The organism is Rhizobium sp. J15 (genome assembly GCF_002531825.1).
Lineage (GTDB): Bacteria > Pseudomonadota > Alphaproteobacteria > Rhizobiales > Rhizobiaceae > Rhizobium.
Window position 1 is genome coordinate 13,431 of sequence record NZ_NWSX01000039.1, and the last position, 26,430, is coordinate 39,860.

Below are 26,430 nucleotides of genomic sequence, written 5' to 3' on the forward strand. Positions count from 1 at the left end.
CATGGCTGCTGCTGCATTGCTCTCCCAGGCGGGCGACACGGCGATGAAGGTGGTCGAGGCGCCGATGAATGCGTTCGAGCGCCTCTTCGGCCGCAAGCGCATGCCCTGGCTGTTCCTGGCGCCGAACCTCGTTCTCTTCGCCATCTTTACCTTCCTTCCGATCGCGATCGCGGTCGGTTACGCCTTCACCGGCGGCACCAATCTCTTCGTCTCGGAGCGGCCCTACGTCGGCTTCGACAATTTCCGCGCCCTGCTTTCCTGCGGCAATTACCTGCAGCCGGGAACCTGCCAGGAATCGCTGTTCTGGACGGCGGTGTGGAACACGCTCTGGTTCGTCGCATTGAACGTCACCGCCACCTTGCTGGTGGCGCTGATCACGGCGCTGATCCTCAACCGGGCGATCTTTGCGCGCGGCTTCTTCCGGGCGATGTTCTTCTATCCCGTTCTGCTGTCGCCCGTCGTCATCGGCCTGATCTGGAAATGGTTCCTCGATCGCAACGGGCTGCTCAACGCCTTCTTCCAGATGCTCGGCGTTCCCCCTGAGATCTTCCTGCTCGATGTCGGCTGGTCGCGCTTCTTCGTCGTCGTGGTCTCGGTCTGGTTCCACATGGGTTTCTACACCCTCATCCTGCTCGCCGGCCTCCAGGCGATCCCGAAGGAACTCTACGAGGCCGCCTCCATCGACGCCGCTTCGCCGCGCCGCACGCTGTTCAGGATCACGCTGCCGCTGCTTGCGCCGAACCTGCTCGTCGTATTCATCCTGCTGATGATCAAGTCCGTGCAGATCTTTGACGAGGCTTGGGTTCTGACGAATGGCGGCGGCCCGGGCACGGCCAACAGCTTCATCGTCCAATATATCTACCAGATGGCCTTCAGCAGCGATCTTCGCCTCTTCGGCCTTGCCTCGGCCGCCTCGGTTCTGATGGGGCTGGTGCTTCTGGTTCTCACCCTCATACAGCTGCGCCTCGGCAAGCGAATGGAGTCCTGAGATGAAAAGCTCTATGAACCCGATCAGCTTCATGACGCGCACGCGCCGGGCCGGACGCATCGACATTACCGATATCCTGTCATGGGTCTGGCTGATCGGCGGCACGCTCGCCGTGCTCGTTCCCGTCCTCTGGGCCGGCCTCTCCTCGCTGAAGCCGGCGGCCGAAATCACCCGCTTTCCGCCGACGCTGCTGCCGCGCGCCGCGGTGGAGCAAACCGTGCCCGGCTTCGACAAGCCGCTCAGCCTCTGGCAGGTGACGATCGACGGCCAGGCGCGTGAAATGGCGATGGTCCGGCGCATCGGCCTCAAGGCGCAGATGGTCGATCCCGCCAATCCGGGACAGCCGGTCAGCGTCGACGTGAAGGGGATCACCCCGGTGCAGCACATGACCGTCGCCACCGAGAACTACACCGATCCGCTGACGCGCTTCAACTTCCTGACCTTCCTCAAGAACTCGGTGTTCGTCACCATCGTTGCGACGCTTTTGACGCTTGTTGTCAACGCCATGGCGGCCTTTGCCCTGTCGAAATACAAATTCCGCGGCGACACGACGGTTTTCGTCATCATCATCTCGACGCTGATGATCCCGCTCGCCGTCGTCATGGTGCCGGCCTATCTCGTCATCGTTGGCGTCGGGCTTGCCGACAATCTCTGGGGCGTCATCCTGCCGACCATCGCGTCTCCCACAGCCGTCTTCCTGCTGCGGCAATATATGCTGACCATTCCGGACGAGCTGATCGAGGCGGCGCGCGTCGATGCCGCGAGTGAATTCTGCATCTTCTGGCGCATCATCCTGCCGCTGACGGCGCCGGCTCTGGCGGTTCTCGCGATCTTCTCCGTGCTCTGGCGCTGGAACGACTTCCTCTGGCCGCTGATCGTCCTCAACAGCCGCGAGAATTTCACCCTGCAGGTGGGCCTCAACGCCTTCCAGGGCGAGTTCTCGGTGCAGTGGCACTATATCCTGGCGATGACCTTCCTCAGCCTGCTGCCTGTCACCGTCGTCTTCCTGTTCCTGCAGAAATACATCACGACCGGCATCGCCGGAACGGGAATGAAATAAACAAACCCGGCGCATGACTCCCGGGAGATCGGGGTCGAGACGTGGAAAGCCCTCCCGGCGTTGCAAACAGCGTCCACGTCTACCGCGCCGGCAGAGCGCGCCGCATCGGAGCTGATCCGTGCGGCGCGCTTCGGCTGCATGGCTTGCCGGATCGGTGCCTGTTTTCTGGGCGGAATTGTCGGCTCTTTCTGTACAATTTCGACATGACTATCCGAAATGCGCAGAATTGCGCGCGCCCGCGGCAACGTGATTGTATCGTTTACACCATCTTAATTTCCGCGTGCAATTTCTTGCATGAGGCGGAAACAATAATAATCCGGCCATGATGGGTCGAAGAAATTCCGTCATTTTCCCGAAGCCGTAAGTATAGATTATCGGATTACTGGGGGCGGTGAGTGCCTTTCATAAACAAGACCCGAGATTTGACATTCTGATATTTCAAGAATTTGCCGGTGTATTGCTTCTGGCGCGAGAATACGCACTTCCGCCTGGCTGACGGGAACATCGGAACAGATACGATTCCGGATTTCATTTCAAATTCGTAAGCACATTAGGCTGGAACAATACATGATCTCTCTGAAGTCTCTCAAAATAGGCCCGAAACTGCTGGGGTTGACGGTTTTCACTGTCGTCGTCGGGGTCAGCGTCAGCGTTTATGTCTCCTCCAAGCTGCGGTCGATCGACGATACCTACAGCACGCTGCTGGCAGTGGATGCGAGCGGGACGAACAAGCTTGCGGAAATCACCGGCAATTCCGACTCGATCGGCCGCGTTCTCTTCCGCCTCATTGCCGAGCCGGACGTGGACAGCATGAAGAAGTCGGAGGGCGAGCTGGCGCAGGTATTCGATGAGACGGCCGGCTTCATCGATGATGCCGCAAGCCATTATCCCAGCGAAAAGACGCGGTTTGACGAGCTGAAAGCGGATCTGCGCGCGCTGCAGGCCACGACCCCTCCCATCGCAAAGGCGGCCATGGCAAGCGACAATGCCACGGCGCTCAATCTGGCGACCGAAAGCTTCAAGCCGGTGAGAATGAAGTTCGATGCGGATGCAACCGAGCTCTACAGCTGGGCAAAGGCCGAGATGCAGCGGAAGAACGATGCTGCGAGCGCCGTGACCAACGCAACAATCTCGACCAGCTATATCGTGCTCGTGCTCGCTGCGCTCGCTTCCCTGGCGATCGCGGCAGCCGTCAGCCTTGGCCAGATCGTCCGGCCGATCCGCCGCCTGACGGAAACGATGGGCGCCATCGCCGGCGGCAACCTGGCCCTCGATATTCCCGGCGCAGACCGCCGCGATGAAATCGGCGAAATGTCTGCCGCCGTCGAAGTCTTCCGGGCCAATGCGCTCGCCAACAAGCGGCTGGAGGAAGAGGCCGCCACCAACCGCAACATGACCGAAGAGGAACGCCGCCAGAAAGCGGAGGCCGAGAGGCTGCGCGCCGAGCAGATGGCGCAGGCGACGTCGGGCCTTGCCGATGGCCTGAAGCATCTTGCCGGCGGCGATCTCGGCTACCAGCTGACCCAGTCCTTCGCGCCGGATTTCGAAAGCCTGCGGGGCGACTTCAACGCTGCCGTCAACCAACTTCAGCAGACGCTGAGAGCCGTCGCGCAGTCGACCGGCCAGATCGACAGCGGCACGCGCGAAATCAGCACCAGCGCCCAGGATCTCGCCAAGCGCACCGAGCAGCAGGCCGCCTCTCTGGAGGAGACCGCAGCCGCCCTCGACCAGATCACGGCCAATGTCTCGAACTCCTCGAAGCGCGCCGATGAGGCCCGCGCCGTGGCGGTCCAGGCCAATGCCAGCGCGGTTCAGTCCGGCAAGGTGGTCGCCGATGCGGTTCATGCCATGCAGAAGATCGAGCAGTCCTCGAACCAGGTGTCCAACATCATCGGCGTGATCGACGAGATCGCCTTCCAGACCAATCTCCTGGCGCTCAATGCCGGTGTGGAAGCCGCACGTGCCGGCGATGCCGGCAAGGGCTTTGCCGTCGTCGCGCAGGAAGTGCGCGAACTCGCCCAGCGCTCGGCGCAGGCCGCCAAGGAGATCAAGGACCTCATCCGCAACTCCTCCGTCGAGGTCGAAAGCGGCGTCCGGCTCGTCAGCGAAACCGGCGAGGCGCTGAAGACGATCGAGGACTATATCGTCACGGTCAACCAGCACATGGATGCGATCGCCACATCCGCCAAGGAGCAGTCCGTCGGGCTTTCGGAGGTCAACACCGCCGTCAACCAGATGGACCAGGTGACCCAGCAGAACGCGGCGATGGTCGAGGAAAGCAACGCCGCCAGCGCCACGCTCGCCGGCGAGGCCGGCCGTCTTCGCGACCTCATCGGCCGCTTCCAGCTCGGCGACAGCAGCGCCTCCCAGGCCGCCGCCCTGCGCAAGACCGCGACGTCCATGGCCTCGCCGTCCCGGAACGCCGGCGCCAGCCGCCCCGCCGCGCGCGGCAATCTGGCGGTAAAGCAGGAGGAATGGTCCGAGTTCTGATCTCGGCCCTGGAGGGCGGAGCTCGACCTTCCCGTTTTAGATTGGAGCGGTTCAGGCTTCATCGTCTGAGCCGCTCCATTTGTGTTTGCGGAAGCCGGAGCATGTTGCCCCGAGATGTTGAGTGGAAGCCTTCGGCTCATCCGCTGGAGTTTCCCATGCGTCTTGACTCTACATCAATATACATTATATGAAAATATATATTGATGTAGAGCGGGAGTGCATCCTCATGGACTTGGTGGAGATCGATGATCACCTGATTGTATCGGGTCAGCCGGATTTGGCCGCCTTCGCCGATCTGGCGAGGAAGGGCGTTGTCGCGGTCATCAATGCCAGGCCGGATGGTGAGGAGGCAGGCCAACCGGGGAATGCGGCCGAGGCTGCCGCTGCAAAGGCGGGCGGACTTGACTATGCCTTCGTGCCGGTCGCGGGCTCGGCAATCACCGAGGCCGATATTCGCGCCTTTCAGAGGGCGAGGGAGGAGGCAAGGGGGCCAATCCTTGCCCACTGCAAGAGCGGCACGCGCGCACTGACGCTGCATGTACTCGGCGAAGTGCTGGAAGGGCGAATGGAGCAGGACGAGGTTCTGGCCTTCGGCAAAGTCCATGGCATCGACCTTTCGGGCGCTGTGCGCTGGCTCGATCGCGACAAAGCGAAGGCGCCGTATGTGAAGGGCTTTCATGACGCCCGCACGGGCAGCATTCAGTATGTCGTCACCGATCCGGCGACAAAGAGCTGTGCCGTCATCGATCCCATTCTCGACTTCGACGAGAAATCGGGATCGACGTCAACCGCCCATGCCGATGCGCTCCTGGACTATGTGCGAACCGAGGGTTTGAGCATCGAATGGATCCTTGATACCCATCCTCACGCCGATCATTTTTCGGCCGCTCACTACCTGAAGCAGAAGACAGGCGCGCCGACGGCCATCGGATCACATGTCACCGATGTGCAAAAGCTTTGGAAGGGCATCTATAACTGGCCGGAGCTTGCGGTGGACGGATCGCAGTGGGATCGGCTGTTTTCGGAAGGCGATATATTCAAGGTCGGTACGCTGGAAGGGCGGGTCATCTTCTCGCCCGGCCACACGCTCGCCTCGATCACCTATGTCATTGGCGATGCAGCCTTCGTCCACGATACGATCTTCATGCCGGATTCCGGTACGGCCCGCGCCGATTTTCCCGGTGGCAGTGCTGCGGTCCTCTGGAGCTCGATCCAGCGAATTTTGTCGCTTCCGGACGAAACCCGGCTTTTCACCGGCCACGACTACGAGCCGGCTGGGCGCAATGCAAAATGGGAGAGCACGGTCGGCGAGCAGAAGCGCTCCAATCCGCATCTCGCCGGCATGACGGAAGAGCGTTTCGTGGCTCTGCGCGAGGCGCGGGATAGGACACTGCCGATGCCGAAGCTGATTCTGCACGCGCTTCAGGTGAATATACGTGGCGGCCGGCTGCCGGAGCCCGAGGAAAACGGCCGGCGCTACCTGAAGTTTCCGCTGAACGCCCTAGAGGGAGCGGCATGGTGATGGAAACCGAAAAGCCGATGCGCGCCACCGTGCCGCCCGAAGAAATGTCGAATTTGGCAGGCGAAGTCGCTTCGCTCCTGAAGACGCTGGCCCATCCGGTAAGACTTATGCTCGCCTGCGCATTGGCCGAGGGCGAGTATTCGGTCGGGGAGCTGGAAGAGAAACTCGATGTCCATCAGCCAACCCTGTCGCAGCAGCTCGCGGTGCTGCGCGAGGCCGGGATAGTCGAGACCCGTCGCGATGCGAAGCAGATCTTCTATCGTTTGACGGAAGAAAAGGCGGCCCAGCTCATCCAGGCGCTTTATTCCATCTTCTGTCGTCCGGGGGAACGGAGATGACGACCTATCTCCCATCCTTGTTCGGCGGGATGCTGCTTGGGCTTTCCGCAGTTGTATTGCTCATCGCGACAGGACGAATTGCGGGTATCAGCGGCATCCTCGGTCGCCTCCTTCAAGGCAGTATGGCGCCGGTCAACCTCGCCTTCGTCATCGGCCTCCTCATGGGCCCCCTGCTTTATGCCGCGGCATATGGCGGCTTTCCGGCGGTGACTGCGGTGACGGCCTGGCAGCCGGTGCTGATAGCCGGCCTTCTGGTTGGCATCGGCACCCGGATGGGATCCGGCTGCACGTCGGGCCATGGCATCCTTGGGCTTGCTCGATTTTCCAAACGCTCGCTTGCGGCAACCGCCACTTTCCTCGCCGCGGGAATGGCGACGGCAACCGTTATGGGAATGCTGCAATGAACGGTCATGCTTTTATGCGCCCTGTCGCGGCCGTCGTTGCGGGTGCGATTTTCGGTTTTGGGCTGTCGCTTTCAGGGATGATCGACCCCGCCCGCGTGCTTGGTTTTCTCGACCTTGTCAGCGGCAACTGGGATCCGAGCCTGGCATTCGTCCTTGGCAGCGCGGTGGCTGTCGCAGCGCCGGGTGTCATGCTCCAGCGCCGAATGACAAAACCTTTTTTCGACGAGCAGTTTTATTTGCCGCACAAGACGGCAATCGACACGCGCCTGCTGGCAGGCTCGGCGATCTTTGGCGCCGGTTGGGGCCTCGCGGGCTTCTGCCCGGGGCCGGCTGTCTCTGCCCTTTCGATGGGACTGCCATTCGTGATGCTGTTCGTGGCGGCCATGGCGGCAGGCATGATCCTGCATGACCGATTCCTGGAAAGGGTGCTGAGATGACGGTTTCACTCGTCGCGGCGCTTGGCTCAGGTGGTCTGGTCGGCTTCATTCTCGGGCTGATCGGCGGCGGCGGATCGATACTGGCGACGCCGCTTCTTCTTTATGTCGTCGGCGTTGCCAATCCGCATGTCGCTATCGGTACTGGGGCGCTCGCGGTTTCGGTGAACGCCTATGCGAGCTTCGTCGGTCACGCCCGTAAAGGCCATGTCTGGTGGCGTTGCGCTATCCTCTTCGCGCTGGTCGGCATCATGGGCGCGATGATGGGGTCGAGCATTGGTCTTTTGGTCGATGGCAAGAAGCTGCTATTCCTGTTCGGGCTGGTGATGGTTGCCGTCGGTCTCCTGATGATGCGGCCACGTCGGGATCAGGCAGGCCGGGAACGGTCGGTCGATCTCCGCATGTGCCTCGTGACCGCCACGGCGGCCATCGTCACCGGCGCGGCCTCGGGCTTCTTCGGGGTTGGGGGAGGATTCCTGGTCGTGCCCGCACTGATCTTCGCCACGGGCATGCCGACGATCAGCGCTATCGGCTCCTCGCTGCTTGCCGTGGGAACCTTCGGGTTGACGACGGCGATCACTTACGCCGGCGCTGGGCTGGTCGATTGGCCGCTGGCCATCGAGTTCATTCTGGGGGGCGTCATCGGGGGCGGCCTGGGAATGTTTCTTGCGATGAGCCTCGCTGCCAGAAAGGCGGCCCTCAATCGAATATTCGCTGCGCTCGTGCTCGCCGTCGCGGTTTATGTCATGGCGAAGAACCTTCCGCTCATTTCGACAACGTAAGCGCCGCAAGGAGCGAGGCCATGATGTGGCGCGAAAACCGCCGCACTTTCCGGCTTCATGCTCGGGCATCAACGCGGCGGCGCGATGCTGCCCCTCAGCACGAGGTGGCAGCCGAGTTCGAGGCGGTGGGCGGGGCGTTGCGGGTCGTTGGCGATCAGGCGTTGTTCGATGAGGGCGAGTGCGGCGGCGCCGAGCTTGTCGGTTGGGACGCTCACCGTCGAAAGCGGCGGGCGGCTGAATTCGCCGGGGACGATGTCGTCGAAGCCGAGGACGGAGATTGCATCAGGCACGCGGATGTCGCGGTCGGCGAGCGCCTTGAGGCAGCCGAGGGCGAGGTTGTCGGCGGCGCAGAAGACGGCGGTGGCGCCTTTCAGCGTCGGGTCGCGGTCGAGCAGCGCGTTGATGGCGGCCTCGCCATGTCTCGGTTCATATCCCTCGGCCGCGACGATCATGTCTTTGGGCACGGGAAGCCGGGCGGCGAAATAGGCGTCGGAGAAGCCGTCATAGCGGCGCTGGATCGTCGTGCGGCCCTTCCAGGTCAGGTGCAGGATGCGGCGATGGCCGAGCCCCAGCAGGTGCTCGATGCCGAGGCGCGCGCCGAAGCGGTTTTCGGGCGTCACCGTATCGACCAGCATGGCCGGGTCCTCGCCGTTGACGATGACGACGGGCATGTCTGATGAGGCGAGGCTGCGGATGAGTTCCGGCTGATCGTCGTTCAAGACCACGATGCCGTCCGCACGCTCGGACATTGCGATCTGCCGGACCTCGGCGCCGTCGATGCGCCGGCCGGTGCTGACGTAAGGTACGATGCGGATGCCGCGGCGCTCGCATTCCCGGCGCAGGCCGTTGAGGATCGTCCAGCTCACGAGGTTGAGGTCGCTCTCCGGCGCGGCGTCGTCGGGAATGGCGAGAAGCAGCACGCGCAGCGCCGCAATCGTCGCCTTCTTGCGGCGGCGGTCGAGGTAGCCGAGCCGTTTGGCCGAATCGAGAACCCTTTCGCGCACCTCGATCGTCAGCGGTGCGGTTCCGTTCAGCGCGTGCGAAGCCGTGCTCAGCGACACATCCGCATCGCGCGCGACATCCTTGAGATTGACTTTGCGTTCCACTTTAATCCGTCACGAGTTGAGGCCGTGCCTTCGAAGGCTCAGCTAACTCGATGTTTTCACATAAAGACTTCAGAAAATCCATGTGCGGTCGCGGTATTTTTCGTCATTCCGCCGAAACAGCGCCCTGCCGAGCGGCAAGCGGCGAAAAACACCATCGGATTTCCATGGCAGAGCCCGCATCGGCTCTGCGAAAATGATCGGCAAAATTTCTGAAAAATCGGGTCCTTAAAAACCTCTTTGTCACTAAAACCATATGAATTCAATATGTTAAGAGTGGCAAAGGGGTTTTTAAGAGAGGTCAACATTTTAAAAAATGGATGGCGCGGCAGACGTTCGCGCATTTTTAAAAATGTTGGGCCTCCTTAAAAACGTCCTTCCAAACCTCCATGGCGGAAAAATCGGCCGCGCGAAACCTTCTGCAATCAGTGAGGTTTGGCGAGCAGGCCATTGATCAGCAAGTCGAAATAGGCCTTGAGGAAGGCCTCCTTGTTGGGCGGAGGCTCGCGGCGATCGTCGAATATCAGCCGCAGGACCGTCCTCGTCAGGATGGGCGCGACGACGAGGTCGGAGAATTCCACCGGAATTTTCCGAAACTCTCCCGACTCGACCCCTTCCAGAATGAGTGCGTCGATCTTGGCGATGATCGGCGCGATGAACTCGTCATGGTGGCGATCGATCAGGTCGGGGAACCGCTGCCCTTCGGCAATGACGAGTCGAATCAGTTCGCGGGTCGTGCGGTCCTCGGCGATCTGTTCATAGAGCAGGCTCAGAAGAGAAGGCAGCCTGTCGGCGGCCTTGCCGCTGAGCCCGCCGGCCACTTCCAGCAGTTCCTGGAACGGCACGGAGAAGTGGTTGATCATTGCTTCGAAGAGCTTTTCCTTGGTTTCGAAGTAGACGTAGACCGTGCCCTTGGTGACGCCGACCCTGTCGGCGATGTCTTCGACGCGCGTGCCTGCGAAGCCGCATCTGACGAATTCCTCGAAGGCGGCATCCAGGATCTGGATGGGGCGCAGCGCTTTCTGTTCCGCGCGCGTAAGCTTCTTCATTGCTGCCATTTTTCCTCGCCTCCCTGTCGTGCCGGTCCTCGTTCCCCGCAGCACAAAGTTTCATTGACTAATGCGTCAGTCAATTATATAGCAGCTGCCGTTGAGAGCAAGAGGTCAACTATGAGAACCATTCTGGTCGCCACGGCGATCCTATGCGCCATCGGTCTGGGATCATGCAGCGACGGGGGCGGGCCGACCGAGCCGAGCCCGCGGGAAGTCGGCGCCGTCACGGCCAAGTCCGAGCCGCTGGCCGAGGGCGGGGCGCTGACGGGAGAAGTCCGGGCACGCATCCAGACCGATCTGTCCTTCCGCGTCAGCGGCAAGATCATCGAGCGGCTCGCCGAGGTCGGCCAGTCCGTCAAGGCGGGGCAGGTCCTGGCGCGCATCGATCCGGAAGAGCAGAAGGCCGATCTGGATGTGGCGGCCGCCAATCTTCAGTCGGCTGAAGCGCAGCAGACCCAGGCACAGCTTGCATTCGACCGCCAGCAGAGCCTGTTTCGAACGCAGGTGACGACGCGCGCCGCGCTCGACCAGGCGCAGGAGGCGCTTCTGACCGCGCAGGCATCGACGAAGTCGGCGCAGGCGCTGCTGGAAACCGCCCAGGATACGCTGTCCTATACGGAGCTGAAGGCGGATGCCGATGGCGTGATCACCGCCCGCAACGCCGAGGTGGGGCAGGTGGCGCAGGCAGCCCAGGTCGTCTTCACCCTTGCCCATGACGGCGACCGGGATGCCGTCTTCGACGTGGTCGAAAGCGCCTTCCTGCGTCCGGTCGACGGCGATGGCACCGTGACCCTGCTCTCGGACCCCGCGCAGAAAATCACGGCGAAGGTTCGCGAAATTTCGCCGACGATCGATTCCTCCACCGGCACCATCAAGGTAAAGCTCGCCATATCGAGCGACGCGCCCATTCCGCTCGGCGCTCCCGTCGTCGGGCGTTTCACTTACGTCCCTGAGGACGTCATCCAGCTGCCCTGGTCGGCAATGACATCCAAGGACGGCAAGCCGGCCGTCTGGATCGTCGATCCCGCCACATCGGCGGTTTCGGTCAGGGCGGTCGAGATCGCCGGTTACGAGACCGGCAGCTTCATCGTCAAATCGGGTGTGACGACAGGAGAGGTCGTGGTGACCGACGGAACCAAGTTCCTCAGGCCCGGTGAAATCGTGTCTTATCTCAAGGAAGCTTCCAAGTGAGTATTCGTCTCAAGATAGCCGCACTGATGCTGGGCACGGCCCTGGTTGCCTCCTGCTCGCCGAAGGCAGAAGAGAGCGGGGAGGAAGCGCCCCGTCCGGTGCTGTCGATGACGGTCAGGCAGACGCCGGCTTCGAGCCTCAGCCTGACCGGCACCATCGAGCCCATGATCGAGACCGATCTCGGCTTCCGGATTCTCGGACGGATGATCGCCCGCAACGTCAATGTCGGCGATATCGTCAAGAAGGGTGACGTCGTCGCCGCCATCGATCCCGTGGCGCTGGAGCTTGCCGTGCGCAACGCGCAGTCCGACGTGGAAAACAGCGACGCCCAGCTCAGAAACGCGGTGACCACGGAACAGCGCCAGCGGGCGCTCGTGGAGTCGCGCTCGGGCACCGAGGCCTCGCTCGAAGAGGCCGAGCAGGCAAGGCGCACGGCTGCCGCCGCCGTCGCCAAGGCGCAGGCCAATCTCGACAAGGCCAGGGAGCAGCTCGGCTACGCCCAGCTCCGGGCGGAATTCGACGGGGTGGTGGTGGCGACATCGGCCGAGGTCGGGCAGGTCGTATCGGCGGGCCAGACGGTGGTGACCATCGCGCGGCCGGACAAGCGCGACGCAGTGGTCGACATTCCGCAGGCCGCCGCCCAGAAGCTGAAGATCGGCGCGCCCTTCGAAGTGACGCTGCAGCTCGATCCGACGATCCGCACGTCAGGCGTCGTGCGTGAGATCGCGCCCGAGGCCGAGACGGCCACCCGCACGAGCCGGACCAAGATCGCGCTCACCGATCCGCCCGAAGCCTTCCGGCTCGGCTCCGTCATCACGGCCGCAGCTACCATCGCCGCCGATCCCGAGATCCTGCTGCCGTCTTCGGCCATCCTCGCCGGCACCGACGAGACGAGCGTCTGGATCGTCGACGTGCCCGGCAGGAAAGTCTCGTTCCGCCGCGTGAAGATCGACGGCGACCTCGCCGACGGCGGCACCGTCCGCGTCACCGAAGGGCTTGCCCCCGGAGACAGGGTGGTCGTGGCCGGCGTGCATAAACTTCAGGATGGCCAGGCCATCAGGATCGACCAGGAGATCAGCCAGTGAAGTCCTTCAATCTCTCCGACTGGGCGCTCGAACACCGTTCGCTCGTCTGGTACTTCATGATCGTCTTCATTCTCGCAGGCGCCTTCTCCTACCTGAACCTCGGCCGCGAGGAAGACCCGAATTTCACGATCAAGACGATGGTGATCACCGCCCAGTGGCCCGGCGCTTCCGCTGAGGAGGTGACGCGGCAGGTGACCGACCGGATCGAGAAGAAGCTCCAGGAGCTGGAATCGCTCGACTACACCAAGAGCCAGACCGTTGCCGGCCAGACGACCGTCTTCGTCGAACTGCTGCCGACGACCAAAGCGAGAGATGTTGCCCCGACCTGGCTGCGCATCCGCAACATGATCGCCGATATCAAGGGCGATTTCCCGACCGGTGTCGTCGGTCCCTTCTACAATGATCGCTTCGGCGACGTGTTCGGCAACATCTATGCCTTCACCAGCGACGGGCTGACCCAGCGCCAGCTTCGCGATCTGGTGGAAGACGCCCGCTCCGAGGTCCTGACCGTGCCGGATGTCGGCAAGGTCGACGTGATCGGCGCCCAGGACGAGGCGATCTATCTCGAATTCTCCACGCGCCAGATCGCAGCACTCGGCATCGACCAGCAGTCTGTCATCCAGACCCTGCAGGCCCAGAATGCCGTGACGCAATCCGGCTTCGTCGATGCCGGGCCGGAGCGCATCGCTCTGCGGGTAAGCGGGCAGTTCACCTCCGAGGAAAGCCTGCGGTCGATCAACCTTCGCATCAACGACCGCTTCTTCCCGCTGACCGACGTCGCCACCATCAAGCGCGGCTATGTCGATCCGCCCTCGGCGCTGTTCCGCTTCAATGGCCAGCCGGCGATCGGGCTTGCCATCGGCATGAAGCAGGGCGCCAACCTGCTGCATTTCGGCGAAGCGCTCGACGCGCAGATGAAACGCGTCGTCGCCGATCTTCCGATCGGTGTGGATGTCCACCGCGTATCCGACCAGCCGCATGTCGTCGACGAGGCCGTCTCGGGCTTTACTCGCGCGCTCTTCGAAGCGATCGTCATCGTGCTCGTCATCAGCTTCATCAGCCTCGGCCTTCGCGCCGGCATGGTGGTGGCGATCTCCATTCCTCTCGTGCTCGCCATCACTTTCGTCGTGATGGAATATTCCGGCATCTCCCTGCAGCGCATTTCGCTCGGCGCGCTGATCATCGCGCTCGGGCTGCTCGTCGACGACGCCATGATCGCCGTCGAGATGATGGTTGCCCGTCTGGAGGCGGGTGACGATCTGAAGAAGGCCGCCACATATGTCTACACATCGACGGCCTTCCCGATGCTGACGGGAACGCTCGTCACCGTCGCGGGCTTCATTCCCGTTGGTCTCAACAGCAGCGCGGCAGGCGAATTCACCTTCACGCTTTTCGTGGTCATCGCGGTGTCGCTTCTCGTGTCCTGGATCGTGGCGGTGCTGTTCACGCCGCTTCTCGGCGTCACCATCCTGCCGAAGACCATGAAATCGCATCACGAGAAGAAGGGGCGCTTCGCCGCTATCTTCTCCTGGCTTCTCGGGCTGGCGATGCGCTGGCGCTGGATCACCATCATTCTGACCGTCGGCGTCTTCGGCCTTTCGGTCGGCGGCATGGGGCTGGTGCAGCAGCAGTTCTTCCCCAATTCGGACAGAACCGAGCTCATCATCGATTGGAACCTGCCGCACAACAGCTCGATCGCCGAGACCAACAGGCAGATGGCCAAGTTCGAAAAGGAGATGCTGGCCGGCAACAAGGACATCGATCACTGGACGACCTATGTCGGCCAGGGCGCGCCTCGCTTCATCCTTTCCTTCGACGTGCAGACGCCCGATGTCTCGTTCGGACAGACGGTGGTCGTCACCAAGGGGCTCGATGTGCGCGACAAGGTGCGGGCGGACCTGCAGACCTATCTGACCAAGACCTTCCCCGGCACCGACGCCTTCGTGAAGCTTCTGGACATCGGTCCGCCGGTGGGCAAGCCGGTGCAGTACCGGATCAGCGGTCCCGATATCCAGAAGGTGCGCGATATCTCCCAGCAGTTTGCCGGCATCGTCGGTGCGCATCCGCTGCTGTCGAACATGGTGCTGGACTGGAACGAGCCCTCGCGCGTGGTCAAGGTCGATGTGCTGCAGGACAAGGCGCGCCAGCTCGGCATCTCCTCGGAGGATATCGCCACCGCCCTCAACGGCATCGTCGAAGGTTCGACGGCGACGCAGATCCGTGACGACATCTACCTGGTCAACGTCATCGGCCGCGCCAAGGCGTCGGAGCGCGATTCCATCCAGACGCTCGAAAACCTGCAGCTCTCCAGCTCCAGCGGCAAGGTCATGCCGCTCTCGGCGGTGGCGAATTTTCGCTACGAGCTCGAACAGCCGACGATCTGGCGGCGCGACCGGCAGCCGACCATCACGCTCAAGGCAGCCGTGATCGGTTCGACGCAGCCGGCGACGATCGTCGACCAACTGAAGCCGAAGGTCGAGGCGTTCCAGAAGAACCTGCCAGTGGGATACAAGGTGGAAATTGGCGGTGCCGTTGAATCCAGCGCCGACGCCCAGGGGCCGATCGCCGCCGTCGCACCGCTGATGCTGTTCACGATGGCGACGATCCTGATGATCCAGCTGCAGAGCTTCAGCCGCCTCTTCCTGGTCTTCGCGGTGGCCCCGACGGCGCTGATCGGCGTGGTCACGGCGCTGCTGCTCAGCAATGCGCCGATGGGCTTCGTCGCCATCCTCGGTGTGCTGGCGCTGATCGGCATCCTGATCCGAAACTCCGTCATCCTGGTCGTGCAGATCGAGCATCTGCGCGCCGAAGGTGTCGCGCCCTGGCAGGCCGTCATCGAGGCGACCGAGCACCGCATGCGGCCGATCATGCTGACGGCAGCGGCGGCAACGCTCGCGCTGATCCCGATCTCGCGCGAGATCTTCTGGGGGCCGATGGCCTACGCCATGATGGGCGGCATCGTCGTCGGAACCGCGCTCACCCTGCTGTTCCTGCCGGCGCTCTACGTCGCCTGGTTCAGGATCCCGAGGGATGAAGGCGTTCGGGCCGAAACCGCCGCAGAGGCATGAGGACAGCCTTCGGCGGCCATCGCCTACGGCCGCCGCCGCTGCGGCCGCTGCAACACCGGCCGCGATGAAATGGGTGGGATGGCGCAGGCGATGCCATCCCACAGCGCGCATATGCCTTGAGGGAAAAGGACCGATGGCTGAACGATATTCCCGAGGGCTGCCGAAGGCAGGTCCTCAAACCCTGCCGAAGGCTGCTCCGGCGATTATCGTCGCGATCGCGCTGGCGATGCTTGCCAGCTGCACCACGAGACCGTCGCCCGAGGTCTTGACGCCCGTCCGTCTGAGCGAGGCGGTCCATTCCGAAACGAGCCCGGACAGGGTGAGCGTGCTCGCTGCGACCAACAGAACCCCCGATGGCATGCGGGGCGGCTTCGGCAGTGCGTGGGCCGAGAAGCTCACTTACGAGCAATACGCCTTTTCGGTCCCTTCCGGGAGGAAGGATGCCGCCATTACCTATCCCACGGCCAAGCTCGATCCGGAGCGGCAATTTGCCGTGGTCGAACGCAAGCAACTTCCGAAGGACGCTTTCGTGCAGCAGGCGCTCGCCTCCGTGCAGCCCGACGGCACCGTCGGCATTTTCGTCCACGGCTATAATTACAGCTATCAGGAGGCGCTTTATCGCACCGCCCAGATCGCCGCCGACGCGAAAATTCCAGGCGCGCCGATCCTGTTCTCCTGGCCTTCGGCCGCTTCCGTCGCCGGATATGTCGCCGACCGCGATGCCGCGCTCTCCTCGCGCAGCGAGCTCGATGGCCTCGTCACGTCGCTCTCGGCATCGGGCAGGGTGAAGCGCATCATCCTCTTCGGGCACAGCATGGGCGGGTTCCTGGTGATGGAAACGGTGCGGGAACTCAAGCTGCAGCATCGCGACGCCGTCATCGGCAAGCTGGCGGTGGTGCTCGCCGCACCCGATATCGATGTCGATGTCTTCCGGTCGCAGCTGAAGGATATCGGGCCAATGCCGATCCCGATCTCGCTCCTGGTTTCCAAGGACGACCGGGCGCTGGTGGCCTCCAGCTTCATCGCCGGAGAACGGCCGCGCGTCGGGCGGCTCGATATCGACGATCCCTTCATCGAGGAGGCGGCCTTGAAGGCGAGGCTTCGGGTCATCGACATCACGTCGATCAAGACATCCGACGGGCTGGGCCACGACCGTTATGCATCGCTCGCCAAGTTCGGCGCCCAGCTTGCCTCCTTCGAGAGCGGCAGGCGCTCGAGCGCCGGCGATGTCGGCGCCTTCGTCTTCGATGCCGCCGGTGCTGCGGTCGCAAGCCCGTTTCGCCTGGCCGGGCGTGTCGTTCGCTCACAATAGCCGGAGTCTGTACAGCCGGGCATTCAAGATTGTGTACAATATGACTATTAAATTGTCATATGCCTAAATGAAGAGCACACTTCCATCCGTGGCCGAGTCGGTCATTGGGGATATGGGAGGGCATTCATGAGCATACGAAATCCGTCTCCCTCGTTATATAACGAGGATCTTGCACCCGCCGAAGAACGCAAATGGGGTGCATTCAGCATCTTCAACGTCTGGACGTCGGACGTTCACAGCCTGTGGGGCTATTATCTGGCGGCGAGCCTGTTCCTGCTCTGCGGCAGCTTCGTGAATTTCGTCATTGCCATCGGCATCGGCTCTCTCGTCATCTTCTTCCTGATGAGCCTGGTCGGCAATGCCGGCGTGCGCACGGGCGTCCCCTTTCCGGTGCTGGCGCGCGCCTCCTTCGGCACCTTCGGCGCCAACGTTCCGGCCCTGGTCCGGGCCGTGGTCGCCTGCTTCTGGTACGGCGCGCAGACCGCCGCCGCATCCGGCGCCATCGTCGCCCTGCTGATCCGCAACGAGAGCCTGCTTGCCTTTCACCAGAACAGCCACATGCTCGGCCATTCGACGCTGGAGCTCATCTGCTACGTGATCGTCTGGGCGCTGCAGCTGCTGATCATCCAGCGCGGCATGGAAACGGTCCGCAAGTTCCAGGATTGGGCGGGTCCGGCCGTCTGGATCATGATGCTGATCCTCGCAGTCTATCTGGTCGTTAAATCAGGCACTTTCTCCTTCGGTTCGGAAATCCCGCGTGACGTCCTGATCGAAAAGACCAAGGATGCAGGCGTGCCGGGCGAACCCGGCTCGATCGCAGCGCTTGCCGCCGTTGCCGCCACCTGGATCACCTATTTCGCTGCGCTCTACCTGAACTTCTGCGATTTCTCTCGTTACGCGACGAGTGAAAAGGCGCTGCGCAAGGGCAACCTCTGGGGCCTGCCGATCAACCTCCTGGCCTTCTGCCTCGTCGCCGGCGTCACCACCACGGCCGCCTTTACGGTCTATGGGGAGGTGCTGCTGCATCCCGAACAGATCTCGGCGAAATTCGACAGCTGGTTCCTGGCGCTGCTCGCCGCGCTGACATTCGCGGTCGCAACGCTCGGCATCAACGTCGTGGCGAACTTCGTCTCGCCCGCCTTCGACTTCGCCAACGTCTTCCCGCGCCAGATCAACTTCAAGCGCGGCGGATACATCGCCGCGCTGATCGCCCTCGTGCTCTATCCGTTTGCACCCTGGGAAACGGGTGCGGCGCATTTCGTCAACTTCATCGGTTCGACGATGGGGCCGATCTTCGGCATCATGATGGTGGATTATTACCTCATCAGAAAGAGCCAGCTGAACGTCGAAGCGCTCTATCATGAGAGCGGCGAGTTCCGCTTCCAGAACGGGTGGCACGGCAATGCCTTCATCGCATTCGCGGTGGGCGCGCTCTTCTCCTCGATCCTGCCGACCTTCACCTCGATCCTGCCGGATTGGTGGGGCACCTACGGCTGGTTCTTCGGCGTCGCCATCGGCGGAGCGATCTATTTCGTGCTGAGAATGGGCGCCCGGCGCAATCCCGCCTTCGCGTCCTGACGAACGCGAACGCCCGGCATGACCGACGACTGCCCCTCCCCACTTGTAACCTTGGTGGGGAGGGGTCTTGGGCTCGGTCAGAACCCGTCGAAGAGTCTTACCCCTGCGCCGGCCCGTAGAGGCCGAGCTGCTCGAGAAGCGCGCGCTGCCGGTCGGCATTTTCGACCAGCAGGCTGGTATAACGCTCGACGATCCGCTGGCGGTGATCCTGGTCGGAAACGGCCGAGAGCGCACCGGTGATCGCGGCGATCTTTTCTGAAGCCTGGCGCAGTTCTTCCAGAAGCTCCGACTTGCGGCCGGCTTCCGCGACGACCTGCTTCGTCACCTTGCCGATGCCGGCCGGCGTGCGGCTGCCGCCGGAGACGTAGCCTTCCGGCAGGTCGCCCTTGAGATTGACGACCGATTTGAAGCGGATGACGTCGAAGATCTGGTCGACCGCCTGCCTGGCGCCGGTCACCCGCGACGGGTGGTCGGTGTCGGCGGCGGCGTGCGGCAGGAGCTCCAGCTTACCCTTGTGGCGCTCTTCGAGCGGCAGGTAGGGCAGCATCGGCCCGCTGAGCGCACCGGTCGCGGCATCCCTGAAGAGATCGGCGTCAATCGCCGCATGGGCGATCTTGCCGGAGGCAAGCGCTGCATCGAGCGCGCCGGCGTCAACGACTTCGCCGCGGTCGTAATTGACCAGCATCGCGCCATCCTTCATGGCGCCGAGCACCTTCGCATCGACGGTGCCGGCATTGGAATAGGTGCCGGTCGCGGCATCCAGGCGGCCGAGGCCGATATGGACGGAAAGTACGTCGGCGCCGCTTGCCGCTTCGACCGGGCTTGCGGCATAGTCGAAGCCCTCAGCTTCGATCCAGCGCTTGTGATGCTCGCGGGCATAGATTGCCACCTTCATGCCGAAGGCCTTGGCGAGCTTGGCGACTTCGCGGCCGATATTGCCGTAGCCGAGAACGGCAAGCTTGCGGCCCTCGAGTTTCGCCGTCGGGAAATCCTTGAGCTGGCGGCCGGTATCGAAATCGCCGCCGGCGACCATCCGGTGGAGCCGATCGACCGGCAGGTCGGGCACGACCTTGAGGATCGCCTTCACGGCCATCTGGGCGGTCGCGCGGCTGTTGATGCCGGGCGTGTTCATCAGGGCCGCAGTGCCGCCCTCGCCATTGCCGCCGCCCCAGGAGGCCGAGCCCATATTGCCGGTGCCGGCGCCGATGCGCACGCCGCCGAGCGGGAAGACCGAGCCCTTCGGAATGAAGGTCGCAGCCGCGATCAGCGCATCATACTGGCCCTTGTCGGTCTGCGGCAGGATCTCCGCCTCGGTGCTAAGGTTCGGCTGATAGAAGAAATGGATGCGGCCCTTTTCGAGGCTGGCGCGATCACCGAGCGGGCCGAGATGGAAGCTGCCGCCCTTTTCCTCGATATAGGCCTTCACCTCGCTGTAATCGGGCTCGCCATCGGCGCCGAAGCGCAGGCCCACCAGATCGGCGATCAGCACCGTATAGGCGCGGTTCGGGTCGTCCTTGCGGACGGCGCCATCGGCCTTGACGGGGGCTTCGAAGGTCACGCCCTGTTTTGCGAGCTCCTCTTCGAGCACGACGATCTTGGCGCGCAGATAAGCGTATTGCAGGTTTTCCAGGAGTGCCACGACATCTTCGGGCTCGCGGATGCCGCCGACCCAGGCGCGGTAATCGCCTGGCGTGCCCGGGAAGGCATTAACGTAGCGGGCCGCATCGAGGCCGGGCTCGTATTCGCCGTTCGGATGGGTGATGCCCTCATAACCGAGCAGCTGCTTGGAGCGGGCGATGATGCGGGCGTGGATGCCGGCATCGGTGATGCCGTCGTCCTCGACCTTCAGCAGCGTCACGGCCGCGCCGCGGCGCTCGGCATCGGTGACGGTCAGCGACAGCAGCGGATGGGCTGCGACCCACTCGTCGATCACGGCGCGGTTGGCGGCGGAGCGGCGGTTGAGATCGACGACGGAGCCGACCCGGGCTTCGGACTGCAGCAAGCCGAAGGTGGTCTCGGCAAAGGCAAGCGCGCTGTAGGTGTTGATGACGCCGCCGAGCATGCGGTCTTCGCCGGCATCGTAGAACGGGCCGGCATCGACGGAGCGCTTGGCCGAGAACGGCTGCCGGGGATCGATCGGCGGCGCGATCTTCAGCTGGCGCGGGATCGCCCAGGCGGGATCCTGCTGGTTCTTCTCGATCAGCGCCAGAGCATGCGGCGTGAAGGAGGCGACGAAATAGCCGGAGATGCCGCCGATCGCCTTCTGGAAGGGCATGAACAGGCAGCACTTCGCCATGACGGCGCTGACCAGTTCAGGCTCCCACGGCATGGCCCCGAGCATCGAGGTGGCGTCGAATACGGCATGGCGGTTGGCCGGATCGCCGTCGAGCCAGTTCAACAGCTCGTGGATCTCGGCGCTGGTATAGGCATTGGCCCCTGTCGTCTCATGGCCGACGCCGACGAAGATCGAGACGCCGAGGCTGGACAGTTCGGCCGCCGTCGGGATCACTCCTTCGGAGGCGGCGAAATGGATGCGGGTCTCGCAGCCTTTTTCCGCGAAGCGCTGCATCTCGATCAGCTGCGTCGCCCAGGACTGGCGGAAGAAGCCGGCGGCCTTGGACGGATCGCTCTCCGGCCGCGGCGTATCGACATAGACGCGCTGGGCGGCGTCGTTGGCATTCATCAGGTGCTGGATGCAGACGGTGAAACCGCTATGGCCGCCGCCGAGCCCCACCGCCATGCGGTTCTCCTTCGGGAAACCGAAATAGCGATGGATCGCCCGCATCATGTCGGTCAGGATCTTGTCGGCCGGATAGCCGCGATGCATGCTACGGGAAATCTCGGCCGTGGTGAAGCCGCCGATATCGTTGCCACGGTCGTCGAACTTGCGATAGGTTTTCTCGATCCAGGCGTCAAAGGCGATCCGCCGCAGGCGGCTATCCACTTCGTCGGTCGTCGCATCGGTGATCGGCCCGACGCCGAAGAACGGGTTGGACGGCAGTTTCGGCGCGCCCGACGCGGTCTGTCGAAGGGCGTTCAATCGCTGTTCCTGCATCTGCGCGATATCTGTCATGGCCTGCCTGTCTGTTTTCGGAGCTGAAATCGCTTTTATGGTGAAGCGACTGCTCCGGCGAGACAACCTCATATGCGCCGAACGACAGGCGAAACGCGCCATCGGTGTTCGTGATGGCGCGATTGGCAGCGGGCCGGACGCGTCCTATCGTCCGGCAGAATGTGCGGCGAGCTTGACCCGGGAGATCGCGAGAGCAGCCCTTAGCCGCGTGCGGCAACCGCATGGATGGCGGCGCGAGCCGCCGGCTGCGTGATCGATCGCGCCGTCGCGCGAAGCGCCGCCGATTGGCCGGAAGCCGCATCGTCGAGGCGGAACTGGCTGACGAGCTCGCGAAGCTTCTGGGCTTCCTGCGCCAGCGAATCCGATGCCGCCGTCGATTGCTGCACCATGTGCGCGTTCTGCTGCGTGGTCTGATCCATCCGGTTGACCGCGCCGTTGACTTCGCTGAGGCCGATCGACTGCTCCTTCGCGGAGGTTGCGATCGAATCCATGTGCTGATTGATCTCGGTGATGAAGCCGCCGATGGTCTTCAGCGCCTGGCCGGTATCGCGCACCAGCTTGACGCCGCCCTCCACTTCTTTCGAAGAATTCTGGATCAGGCTCTTGATTTCCTTGGCGGCACTTGCCGAGCGCTGGGCAAGTTCGCGCACCTCCTGGGCGACCACCGCAAAGCCCTTGCCGGCCTCGCCGGCTCTGGCCGCTTCCACGCCGGCATTGAGCGCGAGAAGGTTGGTCTGGAACGCGATTTCATCGATGACACTGATGATGTTGGAAATCTGCTGCGACGAGGTCTCGATGCGCTCCATCGCCTCTTCGGCATGGGAAACGACGTCGGCGGAGCTGACGGCGCTGCGGTTTGCCTCCGTGGCGACCTTACGCGTCTCCTCGGTCCGTTTGGTGGAGTTCGATACGTTGGCGGTGATCTCTTCCAGAGCGGCGGCCGTTTCCTCCAGCGAAGCGGCCTGCTGCTCGGTGCGCCTGGAAAGATCGCCCGCACCCGAGGAGATTTCCCGCGTGCCCTCGTCGATCGTGCCGATGCTGTCGGAAATCGCTCTCAGGGTCGCGCCGAGCTGGGTGACGGACTGGTTGAAGTCATGGCGCAATGCCTCGAAATCGGGGGCGAAGGCCTCGTTGAGCTGGAAGGCGAGATCGCCCGAGGCGAGCCGCTTCAAGCCGCCGGCAAGGCCTGACGTGGCGATGCGCAGCCGCTCCGAGGCTTCGGCTTCCGCTTGTGCCTGGGCGGCAAGACGATCCGCCTCTGCCCGGCTGCGATTTTCCTCGGCTTCCATCGCCATGCGCTTGTTGGTGATTGCGGCCTGGCGGAAGATCTCCACCGCTCCCGCCATCGAGCCGATTTCGTCGGCACGGTCGGAGAAGGGAATTTCCGAACTCGTGTCGCCCTCGGCGAGCCTGCGCATTGCGGCGGTGATGCCGGTAATCGGATTGGCGATGCCTTTCAGCACGAAGACGACGGCGCCGAGAACCAGCAGTCCGGCAAAGCCGATTGCGGCAAGCAGGTAGAATTCGATCGAGGCGAAGGTCGTCTTGCTGAGCTCCGCGGCCTCCCTGCTGCCCTCCACGTCAAGTGCGACCAGGGCTGTCGTGGCTTCCTTGAGCTTGTCCGAATAGGAGCGCATATCGGCGCCCAGATATTGCCCGGCTTCCTCGGTCTTGTTGGCGCGGGACAGAACGAGCAGCTGCGAGCTGCTGGCGATGTAGCCGCCGACGCTCTCCTTTATCGATTTGATCAAATCGCGCTCATGGTCGGAAATAGCCAGCGAGAGATAGGTATCCACCGATTTTCGGACCTTGTCTTCGGCGGCTGCGATGGCTTCTTCCCGGCTTTTCTTTTCCACCTCCGACTGCGCGATGATGTGATCGCGATAGGCGAGGCGCAAATTGGTCATATCGAGGTTGATCGCCTGCGATGCCTGCACGCTCGGCAGCCAGTGGTTTGCTATTTCTTCCGTCGAGCCGTTCGTCTTTCGAAGCCCGTCGACCGCGAGATAGGCGACGAGGCCGAAGAGAACGGCGATGCCGCTGAAAATCAACAGCAAACTGGACTTGATGTTTGGACGGTGCATGAAAAAGCCCTCAATCGAGCGCCGGCGGCAGACCGGGCTGGCCAAGGTATTTTGTAGCGAAAAAAATTTAACGATTTGTTCCGTGGGTAAAGGCGCGTTTACCAATTCCGCCAAAAGCCGCCCTTGTTTTCGGGCCGACAATCCCGCTGATACGGAAAAATGCCTATTGGTCGCGTTGCCGCGATGACAGGAGCCGGACATGATGAAGCGCATATTCTCCACTCTTCTCGCACTGATCATTCCGGTGCAGGCCGCCGTTTCTCAAACCGCCGATGAGGCGCAGGCGCGCAAGGCAAGGTCTGTCGCCCTGCTTCAATCGGAAGGTGTTCCGACTATCGATCACCTGCCGGCGATCGAGCCCGAGCGCACGAGTACGCGGCGGAATACCAAGGCGGTGGTTCAGCGCGCCATCGCGCTGGCGATCGTCGCCGTCAAAGGCGAGACCGGCGACCATACGATGGGCCAGGCCCTGATCCGGCAGTTCGACGCCGCAAGTTTCTTCACTCCGGACGAGCGCGCCTTCATGGACGACCCCGATCCTTCCGATCAGGACCGGACCAATTTCACCTGGCGTTACGAAGGCGCATACGTCATGCTGTGGGCGCTCGGCATCACGCCGGAGCTCGAACGACCCGACCATATCTGCGACGTGCCGTTCATCGCCAACACGCTGCGCGAACTTGGTACGGACGGCTTGATGCGCCGCGCCAAGCTGCGCCCGCAGGCCGAACTGCTCGACGCCGCCGACCTGATCTACCGCTACGATTGGGCCGCCGTGAACGCCAGGCTGAAGGGCGAAGAGCCGCCCGCCGGATTGGACAAGGGCGTGGTCTATGAGCGCCACTACGCCCTCAACTGGCTGATCGGCTACATGGATCAGGACTGGGACGATATTTCCACGGATACGTGATGGCGGTGATGCTTCGCCAGCCGGCACCGCACCGAGACGGATGCATGTTTTACGAAATGGCATTATGATCGGCGCAACGCCTGGCCGGCGTTGGGGGCGGATGCATGGTCCGCGGGAGTGGGAGGACGGCAGGATTGGAACGGCTGAAGGATCTGGAGAGTGTTTCCGCGCCCGCCGGCAGCGGTTCGGCATCGCAGCCGCATGAGCGGCGGGGTGTCGTCGCCGCCGCCGTCTACCAGCATGGGCAGCGCATTCGCGACATCAGGATCGAGGAGGCGGGCGAATGGCGAAACCGCGAGAATGCCATCGTCTGGATCGGCCTGCATGAGCCGGATGAAGTGCTGCTGCATCAGATCCAGGCGGAGTTCAACCTTCATCCGCTGGCGATCGAGGATGCGGCGCAACCCCACCAGCGCCCGAAGCTGGAGATCTATGGGGAGGCGATGTTCATCGTCGCCCGCACCGCCCATATGAAGGATGGCGAGATCATCTTCGGCGAAACGCATCTGTTCGTCGGCCGCGGTTATGTCGTCTCCGTGCGCCACGGAGAATCCTCTTCCTACCTGGCGGTCAGGCAGCGGTGCGAGGCGACGCCCGCCGCTCTTGCCCATGGCGAGAACTACATCCTCTATTCGATCCTCGATTTCATCGTCGACAATTACATGCCTGTCATCGAGGTCGTGCAGGAGGAGGTCGAGAAGCTCGAGGATCTGGTGCTGCGCGAACAGCTGGGCAAGTCCGATATCGAGCGGCTTTATCTGCTGCGCCGCAAGCTCTTGCGGCTGCGCAATGCCGTGGTGCCGCTCGTCGACGTCTGCCGACGATACGAGCACATCGATCTTCCCGGCATGGACCCGACGCTGCAATCGCTGTTTCGCGATGTAACCGATCACGTGCGCCGGGTTCAGGAAGATATCGACGCGCTGCGCGAGGTGCTCGCCTTCGCCTTCGAAGCGAGTGTCATGATCGGCCAGACGGAACAGACGGCGATCGCTCGCAAGCTTGCCGCCTGGGCGGCGATCCTCGCCGTTCCCACGGCGATCGCCGGTATCTACGGCATGAATTTCGACGATATGCCGGAACTGAAATTCCAGTATGGCTATTTCTTCGTGCTCGGCGTCATCAGCGTCCTTTGCCTCAGCCTTTTCACTTTCTTCCGCCGGCGGAAGTGGCTTTAGTCAGGAGAGCGCCTTCAGCAGCCGATCTCGATGTGTGCCGATATACTGGATGTCGTTCAGATAGAGGCTCGCATCTCCCGTCGCGACATCCTCGACAAATGTCTCGTCTCCAGCGGCGGCATTTGCCAACATGAAGTCGACAAGGGCTTGAAGCCGTCTGCGGATCATCTCCGGAAGCTGTTGGCGTTCTTCGACCGTCGCCCCATAGGCGGTGCAGAAGATTTCCGCCCGTCGCAACTGTTCTTCGAGTCCGAAGGCGACAGCCGGATTGGCGGGATCGGAGAGGGGCGCCCAGCGATAGACCGCATAAGCGAGATCCCACAGGCGCGGCGCGGGATGGGAAGTGTCGAAGTCGATGATCCCGACAGCCTCGTGATCCATGGTGGCGACGTTATAGGGCGCGAAGTCGGCGTGGCAGATGATCTCCCTTGGCTCCTGCGGCGGCAGCATCCATGTGTTGATCTCGCCATCCGCTTCCAGAAAACCTTCGGAGGCCGAGTGAAAATCGCGCAGCAGCCTCGCTGCCGAGATCAGCATCCGCTCCGATCCGACAAAGGGATCGCCGAGGTCTTCGCAGACGCGCCCGGCGACGTAGCCCACGACCTCCTGGCCTTCGGCTGATATTGCGATGGGCTCCGGCGCTGCGCGGAAGCCTCTATTCCTGAGATGGCGCAGGAACCGATGCACCGTCGGCGTCCAAGCGCCCGATGGTCTGATCACGCTATTGCCGTCGCGCCAGATCTGCCCGGTCCGCCCGCCCTCCAACTGCTTCACGTCA

The 26,430-nt window shown here is 62.8% G+C and carries 21 protein-coding genes; 16 read left to right on the forward strand and 5 right to left on the reverse strand.

Annotated features, from left to right (window positions below):
- Position 1: 1 nt before the first annotated feature.
- The 8 genes from CO670_RS25150 (at position 2) to CO670_RS25185 (ending at position 8,018) form a co-directional block, all read left to right on the forward strand.
- Positions 2-988, forward strand: coding sequence for a sugar ABC transporter permease (locus CO670_RS25150; protein ID WP_097592748.1), 987 nt, complete (start codon positions 2-4; stop codon positions 986-988).
- A 13-nt stretch (positions 989-1,001) separates the two neighbouring features.
- On the forward strand, positions 1,002-2,048 hold the full coding sequence (locus tag CO670_RS25155; RefSeq protein WP_176539018.1) for a carbohydrate ABC transporter permease: 1,047 nt from the start codon (positions 1,002-1,004) through the stop codon (positions 2,046-2,048).
- A gap of 567 nt (positions 2,049-2,615) precedes the next feature.
- A complete protein-coding gene (locus CO670_RS25160) occupies positions 2,616-4,538 on the forward strand; it encodes a HAMP domain-containing methyl-accepting chemotaxis protein (RefSeq protein WP_097592750.1) in 1,923 nt (640 codons plus the stop codon).
- A gap of 226 nt (positions 4,539-4,764) precedes the next feature.
- Positions 4,765-6,060, forward strand: a complete 1,296-nt coding sequence (gene blh / locus CO670_RS25165) for a bifunctional sulfur transferase/dioxygenase Blh (protein WP_097592751.1) — start codon at positions 4,765-4,767, stop codon at positions 6,058-6,060.
- Entirely contained in the window at positions 6,060-6,398 is a 339-nt protein-coding gene (gene bigR, locus CO670_RS25170; protein ID WP_245425981.1) for a sulfite-sensing transcriptional repressor BigR, read from the forward strand. Before blh ends, bigR begins: the two co-directional genes overlap by 1 nt.
- Positions 6,395-6,802 carry a YeeE/YedE thiosulfate transporter family protein gene (locus tag CO670_RS25175; protein ID WP_097592753.1) on the forward strand — a complete coding sequence of 136 codons (408 nt, stop codon included), beginning with the start codon at positions 6,395-6,397 and terminating at the stop codon, positions 6,800-6,802. The genes bigR and CO670_RS25175 overlap by 4 nt, the downstream gene beginning before the upstream one ends.
- Positions 6,799-7,239: a YeeE/YedE family protein gene (locus CO670_RS25180; protein ID WP_097592754.1), complete on the forward strand. Its 441-nt coding sequence runs from the start codon at positions 6,799-6,801 to the stop codon at positions 7,237-7,239. The genes CO670_RS25175 and CO670_RS25180 overlap by 4 nt, the downstream gene beginning before the upstream one ends.
- Complete coding sequence (locus tag CO670_RS25185) at positions 7,236-8,018, forward strand: sulfite exporter TauE/SafE family protein (protein WP_097592755.1); 783 nt, start codon at positions 7,236-7,238, stop codon at positions 8,016-8,018. The genes CO670_RS25180 and CO670_RS25185 overlap by 4 nt, the downstream gene beginning before the upstream one ends.
- A 68-nt stretch (positions 8,019-8,086) precedes the next feature.
- On the opposite strand, the gene CO670_RS25190 is transcribed toward CO670_RS25185, so the two are convergent.
- Positions 8,087-9,124 (reverse strand): LacI family DNA-binding transcriptional regulator, encoded by a 1,038-nt coding sequence (locus tag CO670_RS25190; protein ID WP_097592756.1) that lies wholly within the window; start codon positions 9,122-9,124, stop codon positions 8,087-8,089.
- Between the two features lie 422 nt (positions 9,125-9,546).
- Positions 9,547-10,179: a TetR/AcrR family transcriptional regulator gene (locus CO670_RS25195; RefSeq protein WP_097592757.1), complete on the reverse strand. Its 633-nt coding sequence runs from the start codon at positions 10,177-10,179 to the stop codon at positions 9,547-9,549.
- Positions 10,180-10,290: 111 nt separating this feature from the next.
- On the opposite strand from CO670_RS25195, the gene CO670_RS25200 reads away from it, so the two are divergent.
- The 5 genes from CO670_RS25200 to CO670_RS25220 all read left to right on the forward strand — a co-directional run bounded on the left by CO670_RS25200 (position 10,291) and on the right by CO670_RS25220 (position 18,407).
- Complete coding sequence (locus tag CO670_RS25200; protein WP_097592758.1) at positions 10,291-11,364, forward strand: efflux RND transporter periplasmic adaptor subunit; 1,074 nt, start codon at positions 10,291-10,293, stop codon at positions 11,362-11,364.
- Positions 11,361-12,449, forward strand: coding sequence for an efflux RND transporter periplasmic adaptor subunit (locus tag CO670_RS25205; protein ID WP_097592759.1), 1,089 nt, complete (start codon positions 11,361-11,363; stop codon positions 12,447-12,449). The genes CO670_RS25200 and CO670_RS25205 overlap by 4 nt, the downstream gene beginning before the upstream one ends.
- Complete coding sequence (locus tag CO670_RS25210) at positions 12,446-15,517, forward strand: efflux RND transporter permease subunit (protein WP_097592760.1); 3,072 nt, start codon at positions 12,446-12,448, stop codon at positions 15,515-15,517. The genes CO670_RS25205 and CO670_RS25210 overlap by 4 nt, the downstream gene beginning before the upstream one ends.
- Positions 15,518-15,650: 133 nt before the next feature.
- Positions 15,651-16,829, forward strand: coding sequence for an alpha/beta fold hydrolase (locus CO670_RS25215; RefSeq protein WP_097592761.1), 1,179 nt, complete (start codon positions 15,651-15,653; stop codon positions 16,827-16,829).
- A gap of 126 nt (positions 16,830-16,955) precedes the next feature.
- Complete coding sequence (locus CO670_RS25220; protein ID WP_097592762.1) at positions 16,956-18,407, forward strand: NCS1 family nucleobase:cation symporter-1; 1,452 nt, start codon at positions 16,956-16,958, stop codon at positions 18,405-18,407.
- 97 nt (positions 18,408-18,504) lie between these two features.
- Here CO670_RS25220 and CO670_RS25225 read toward each other — a convergent pair whose 3' ends face one another.
- Positions 18,505-21,480: an NAD(P)-dependent oxidoreductase gene (locus CO670_RS25225; protein WP_097592763.1), complete on the reverse strand. Its 2,976-nt coding sequence runs from the start codon at positions 21,478-21,480 to the stop codon at positions 18,505-18,507.
- 200 nt (positions 21,481-21,680) lie between these two features.
- Positions 21,681-23,564 carry a HAMP domain-containing methyl-accepting chemotaxis protein gene (locus tag CO670_RS25230; protein ID WP_097592777.1) on the reverse strand — a complete coding sequence of 628 codons (1,884 nt, stop codon included), beginning with the start codon at positions 23,562-23,564 and terminating at the stop codon, positions 21,681-21,683.
- Between CO670_RS25230 and CO670_RS33080 the strand changes: the two genes are divergently transcribed.
- The 3 genes from CO670_RS33080 to CO670_RS25240 all read left to right on the forward strand — a co-directional run bounded on the left by CO670_RS33080 (position 23,515) and on the right by CO670_RS25240 (position 25,652).
- Positions 23,515-23,751 (forward strand): hypothetical protein, encoded by a 237-nt coding sequence (locus CO670_RS33080; RefSeq protein WP_176539017.1) that lies wholly within the window; start codon positions 23,515-23,517, stop codon positions 23,749-23,751. The genes CO670_RS25230 and CO670_RS33080 overlap by 50 nt on opposite strands.
- A 12-nt stretch (positions 23,752-23,763) precedes the next feature.
- Positions 23,764-24,474 (forward strand): DUF4272 domain-containing protein, encoded by a 711-nt coding sequence (locus CO670_RS25235; RefSeq protein ID WP_097592764.1) that lies wholly within the window; start codon positions 23,764-23,766, stop codon positions 24,472-24,474.
- Positions 24,475-24,608: 134 nt separating this feature from the next.
- A complete protein-coding gene (locus CO670_RS25240; protein ID WP_097592765.1) occupies positions 24,609-25,652 on the forward strand; it encodes a magnesium and cobalt transport protein CorA in 1,044 nt (347 codons plus the stop codon).
- On the opposite strand, the gene CO670_RS25245 is transcribed toward CO670_RS25240, so the two are convergent.
- Positions 25,653-26,426 carry an aminoglycoside phosphotransferase family protein gene (locus CO670_RS25245; RefSeq protein ID WP_097592766.1) on the reverse strand — a complete coding sequence of 258 codons (774 nt, stop codon included), beginning with the start codon at positions 26,424-26,426 and terminating at the stop codon, positions 25,653-25,655. It lies immediately after the preceding gene.
- Between the last annotated feature and the right edge of the window lie 4 nt (positions 26,427-26,430).

Coding starts and splice junctions, on each gene's coding strand:
- bigR (WP_245425981.1), top strand. CDS start 6,060: ATGGAAACCGAAAAGCCGATGCGCGCCACCGTGCCGCCCGAAGAAATG.
- CO670_RS25215 (WP_097592761.1), top strand. CDS start 15,651: ATGGCTGAACGATATTCCCGAGGGCTGCCGAAGGCAGGTCCTCAAACC.
- CO670_RS25180 (WP_097592754.1), top strand. CDS start 6,799: ATGAACGGTCATGCTTTTATGCGCCCTGTCGCGGCCGTCGTTGCGGGT.
- CO670_RS25220 (WP_097592762.1), top strand. CDS start 16,956: ATGAGCATACGAAATCCGTCTCCCTCGTTATATAACGAGGATCTTGCA.
- CO670_RS25195 (WP_097592757.1), bottom strand. CDS start 10,179: ATGGCAGCAATGAAGAAGCTTACGCGCGCGGAACAGAAAGCGCTGCGC.
- CO670_RS25230 (WP_097592777.1), bottom strand. CDS start 23,564: ATGCACCGTCCAAACATCAAGTCCAGTTTGCTGTTGATTTTCAGCGGC.
- CO670_RS25200 (WP_097592758.1), top strand. CDS start 10,291: ATGAGAACCATTCTGGTCGCCACGGCGATCCTATGCGCCATCGGTCTG.
- CO670_RS25185 (WP_097592755.1), top strand. CDS start 7,236: ATGACGGTTTCACTCGTCGCGGCGCTTGGCTCAGGTGGTCTGGTCGGC.
- CO670_RS25150 (WP_097592748.1), top strand. CDS start 2: ATGGCTGCTGCTGCATTGCTCTCCCAGGCGGGCGACACGGCGATGAAG.
- CO670_RS25225 (WP_097592763.1), bottom strand. CDS start 21,480: ATGACAGATATCGCGCAGATGCAGGAACAGCGATTGAACGCCCTTCGA.
- CO670_RS25155 (WP_176539018.1), top strand. CDS start 1,002: ATGAACCCGATCAGCTTCATGACGCGCACGCGCCGGGCCGGACGCATC.
- CO670_RS33080 (WP_176539017.1), top strand. CDS start 23,515: ATGCCGCTGAAAATCAACAGCAAACTGGACTTGATGTTTGGACGGTGC.
- CO670_RS25235 (WP_097592764.1), top strand. CDS start 23,764: ATGATGAAGCGCATATTCTCCACTCTTCTCGCACTGATCATTCCGGTG.
- CO670_RS25175 (WP_097592753.1), top strand. CDS start 6,395: ATGACGACCTATCTCCCATCCTTGTTCGGCGGGATGCTGCTTGGGCTT.
- CO670_RS25160 (WP_097592750.1), top strand. CDS start 2,616: ATGATCTCTCTGAAGTCTCTCAAAATAGGCCCGAAACTGCTGGGGTTG.
- blh (WP_097592751.1), top strand. CDS start 4,765: ATGGACTTGGTGGAGATCGATGATCACCTGATTGTATCGGGTCAGCCG.